3 protein-coding genes are annotated in these 4,440 nt (G+C 73.2%); all 3 read right to left on the reverse strand.

The annotated features are described in order from the left end of the window. Positions 1-208: 208 nt before the first annotated feature. The 3 genes from ACWGDE_RS23880 to ACWGDE_RS23890 all read right to left on the reverse strand — a co-directional run bounded on the left by ACWGDE_RS23880 (position 209) and on the right by ACWGDE_RS23890 (position 4,222). Complete coding sequence (locus ACWGDE_RS23880; RefSeq protein ID WP_385330898.1) at positions 209-859, reverse strand: hypothetical protein; 651 nt, start codon at positions 857-859, stop codon at positions 209-211. 139 nt (positions 860-998) lie between these two features. Further along, a complete protein-coding gene (locus ACWGDE_RS23885) occupies positions 999-3,539 on the reverse strand; it encodes a glycosyltransferase family 2 protein (RefSeq protein ID WP_453391044.1) in 2,541 nt (846 codons plus the stop codon). Next, entirely contained in the window at positions 3,536-4,222 is a 687-nt protein-coding gene (locus ACWGDE_RS23890) for a GntR family transcriptional regulator (protein ID WP_453391045.1), read from the reverse strand. Before ACWGDE_RS23890 ends, ACWGDE_RS23885 begins: the two co-directional genes overlap by 4 nt. Positions 4,223-4,440: the final 218 nt, after the last annotated feature.

The raw sequence follows: 4,440 nt of genomic DNA on the forward strand, positions 1-4,440 counted from the left end.
CCGCCGGCCGGCGCCGCGCCCCCCGCGCGCCGCCCCTTGGGGCGCGGGGGGGTTGTTGGCGGGCCTCCCCCCCGCGGGGCGCCTCTGCCCGCCCCGGGGTCGGGGGCGGAGCCCCCGGGAACGGGCGAAGGGCGGGTAGGGGACGAGCCCCGCGCAGCGGCACCCGCACCCGCACCCGCCCGCCCACCCACCGAGCCGACACGCCGCTTCAGCTGAAGATGATCATCGAGCCCTGCCCGAGGCTACGGGTGGCCGCCGCGTGCAGCCCCAGCCACACGTGCCGCTCCCGAGCGAACGGACTGTCGTCGTAGGGAATCGGCCCCGCCGGCTCCTCCAGCGACGTGGGCCGCCCCGGAGGCGCCGGCGCCACGGGCGGATTCCCGGGGTCTATCCCGATCGCGGGAGCCACCACCGCCAACTCCCGCAGCAACCCCTGCGCGGACCCCAGCGGCCCGCCCCCGGCCAGCAGCTCCTCGTTGGCCAGCGGCACCGCGAAGTCCACGGGGACGTACGCCCCCGCGTGGTCGTAGTGCCACACCAGATGGGACTGCTGGGCCGTCGACTCGAACATCTCCAGCAGCTGCTCGTAGTCCCCGCCCAGCTCGTCCACCGGCGTCACCGGCAGTCCGCAGATCTGGAGCAGGTACGCCCGCCGCAGGAAGTGCAGGGCGTCGTAGTCGAAACCGGCCACCGGGGCGACGTCCCCCGAGAGCCCGGGCATGTACGCGAACACCGGCACGGACGGCAGTCCGGCCTCGCCCAGCGCCTTGTCGTACGAGGCGATCTCTTCCGCGAAGGGATTGTCGGGGCTGTGGCACAGCACGTCGACAAGGGGGACCAGCCACAGGTCACAGGCCACTCGGCCTCCGATCAGTCGTTGCCGCCGATCCGGCCAGCGTAGTGCGCCGGACACGCTCAGCGAAGGGGTGAGCAGAACCTCGCACCGTACCGGTAGGGACGGGGGTCGGGGCGGGGCCAAGGCGCCCGCGGTCCGGGGGCTACGGCGCCCCCGGTCCCACCCGCCAGACCCACGCGTCCAGCACCTTCTCCGGCGTCCGGCCCAGCAGCCCGCTGACCAGGTCCCGCAGCTGCGTGTCCCGCTCCTGGACGGGCAGGACGACCGCGCCCGCCTTCCAGTACTCCAGGTCCCGCCGGGCCTGCGCCCGCAGGGCCGGGGTGACCTCGGGCGGGGTCCCGCCGTAGCGGACGTCGCGCAGGAGGTTCGAGGTGTGCCTCGGGGTGGCCCCGTAGATCCCGATCCGGTCGGGTCCCCACGGGCCGTTGAAGTAGCCGCCGGCCAGCCGGAAGCCGAAGTCCGCCTCCACCTGCCAGTGCAGCGCGTCCGCCTGGCCCGGGTCCGGCAGCGGTACCGGAACGAGTGCCTCGCCGTCCTTGACGTAGTCCTTCCACGACCCGGAGGTGATGAAGGCGGGCACCGGCGCGCGTTCCCGTACGGTCAGCGGCAGCGGCAGGATCGGGATCAGCGCTGCCGCGGCACCGAGCAGGCCGATCGTGCGCAGCTCGCGCGTGCGCATCCGTACGATCCGGTCGAGCGCGAGGGCCAGCAGGATGCCGAGGACGGGGGCGCAGGCCATGGCCACGCGCCCCTCGATCACGGACTCGAAGAGCGGCAGCTCGATCATCAGCCGCCAGGGGCCCGCCAGCACGACCCCCGTGTGCGGTACGGGCACCCACGGCCCCAGCGACAGCAGCAGCGTCACGAAGCCGGTGATGGCCAGCGCCCGTACGGTCCTGATCCGCCACAGCCACACGCAGACGACGACGCCGAAGGCCAGCAGGGGCCAGCCGTAGAAGGCGTTCTGCTCGGTGGTGTTCAGGGAGAGGCGGCCGGCCGTCTCGGGGTCGCCGAAGAGCGAGCGGGAGGCGTACTCGATCAGGGCCCGCGGGCTGTTCCCGGCGTTGTCCCCGTGCAGGATCGCGTGATAGCTCTGCGGGCCGGAGAACTGCCAGAACAGCGGGACGACCACCAGCGGCAGGCAGACGCCGAGGGCGACGACCAGCCCGGCGCCCAGCGGCCGCGCGGCCGCCAGCGCACGGCGGCGGTCCACGGCCAGGTAGGCCAGGCAGAAGACCAGCATGGCGAGCGCGGCGATGAGCAGCGGCTCCTCGCCGATGAAGATCTGGTAGGTGGCGAAGAGCCCGAGCAGCACCCCGTCACGTGTGACGTTGCGACCCTCGCACAGGCGCAGGGCCCGGTCGATGATCAGCGGGATCATGAAGAGGACGACGAAGTTCGGGTGGCCGTTGGCGTGCGAGACCATCGGCGGCGCGAAGGCGGCGAGCGCCCCGCCCGCGGCGGCGGCCCAGCGGCTGCGCACGAAGCGGCGGCGGATCAGCCAGTACCAGGTCCAGGCGCTGGCGGCCATGCCGAGCGTGAGGACCAGGGCGAAGGTGACGGTCGCGCCAAAGAGCAGGGTGACGGGGATGAGCGGGACGTTCAGGCCGAGCATCGTGGCGTTGGCCATGAGGTTCACGCCGTCCGGCATGCCCTGGGCGTAGGTGAAGAGCGGGTTGCGCAGGTGGGTGATGTTGTCGGTGGTGACGCCGACGAACCACTCCCACTGGTTCTGGTCCTGGAGTGCGTCGGCGAGGTAGCTGCCGTCCAGGTCCGCCCACAGGCCCTGGAAGACGTAGAGGGAGAGGCCGAGGAAGACGGCGGCGACGGCGAGGCCGCCGGAGTTCAGGCGCAGCAGCTCCCCGACCGCGCGGAAGCGCTCGCCGGCGGTGCGACGGGCTCGCCGACGGCTACGGCTGCCGGAACCGTTGGTCCGTACGGTGCCTGCGGTGCGATCGGCGGCTGCGGTACCCCCGGCCCTCCCCACCGCGACCTCTGCCACGCGCCAGCCCCGGCTGCGGATCCAGCGCAGCACCTCGGCGTCGATGGCCGGTCCGTCGAGCGTGGAGGCGGCGAAGGCGGCGCGGGCGCGGTCACCGTCGAAGAGGGCGAATCCGCAGGTGTCGGCGCGGAATCCGGGTATCCCGGGGATGCCGATGGCGCGGACCAGGCGGTTTCCGGACCGTCCGAGGACGACGGCGGGGGCGGAGTCCGGGGCGGGGGCGTGGCCGGCGCCGGGGGCGGGGGCGTGGCCCGGGCCGGGGGCCCCGTCCAGGACGCGCTCCAGGCGGGCCAGCTCGTCGAGCGGAGTCGTGAGGCCGGCGTCGGTGATCAGCACCCGTCGGCCGGCCGAGGCGAGCACTCCGGCCCGCAGCGCGCTGCCCTTGCCGTGGTGTTCGCCGTCGGGGCGGACCAGCCGGATCCGGGGGTCTTCGGCGGCCGCCGCCAGGACGGCGCCGGCCGGGCCCGCGTCGACGACGACGAGCTCCCAGTCACCGGGCCCCGCGCCGAGCAGTTCGTCGAGCCGGCCGCGGGCGGTGGCGAGCGTCCCGCCGATGCGGTCGTCGCCGCCGACGGGGACGGGGATGACCACCGAGAGCCCGACGGCGCCGAGCCAGGGCGTGTTCGCGCCTGAGCTCGTGCTCGTGCTCGCGCTCGCTTCCGCGCCGTTCTCCGCGGTCACGGGCCGGCCGCCTTGGGCCCCAGGCCGGCGGCCCAGTCCAGACCGTGCTGGTTGTACGCGTGCACGAGGCGGCGTACCTCCTCGGCATCCGCGCGGGTCACCGCGTCGATCAGTTCGTTGTGGCCCGACCACAGATCGGTGCGCAGGTGCGGCTCGGCCTTCAGGTAGGGCACCGCGAAGACCCAGCATTGCACGCGGAGCCGGTGCAGGAACTCGGAGATGTAGGTGTTGCCGACCAGCCCGCTCAGCTCCTTCCAGAAGCGCAGGTCGTAGCCGATCAGCACTTCGAGCGAGCCGTTCAGCGCCGCCCGCCGCGCCTCTTCCGCCCTGCGTCGCACCGAGACCAGCCGCTCACCGGTGCCCGGAGCGGTGCCGCGTTCCACGAGTTGGCGGAAGATGCCTTCCACGATCAGCGTACGAGCCTCGATCATGCCCCGGAAATCATCCACGGTGAAGACGCGGACGCGGAAGCCGCGGTGCTGGACGGAGTCGAGCAGGCCTTGTCCGGCGAGGTCGACCAGGGCCTCCCGGACGGGGGTCGCGGAGACCTCGTACTGCTCGGCGATCTGCTTGACGGTGAACTCCCTGCCCGGCGGCAGGCGTCCCGCGAGCACCTCGTCGCGCAGCGCGTCCGCGATCTGCCGGCGAAGTGTGTTGCGGTTGACAGCGCCGCTGCCTGACATAGGGGTCCGTCTCCATCCGTGGGCTTCGGACACCTTAGGCCAGTCAGTGCGGCCGAAACCGATCGGTTGGTGGCCGCTATGTGGATTTACCGCCCGTTATGCGGACGGTGCAGCGGTCTTTTCTTGATCACTTCCACCTCGCCGGGGGCGACGTCCAGTGCACCTGGCGGCGTACGAACGCCCGCGGCCCCGCGCGGGCCCCTTGCGGGGCGTACGCG

The organism is Streptomyces sp. NPDC054956, from assembly GCF_053609185.1.

What these genes read in the sequence shown, in the direction of transcription:
- ACWGDE_RS23890 (WP_453391045.1), bottom strand. Translation starts at nt 4,222, where the DNA reads ATGTCAGGCAGCGGCGCTGTCAACCGCAACACACTTCGCCGGCAGATC.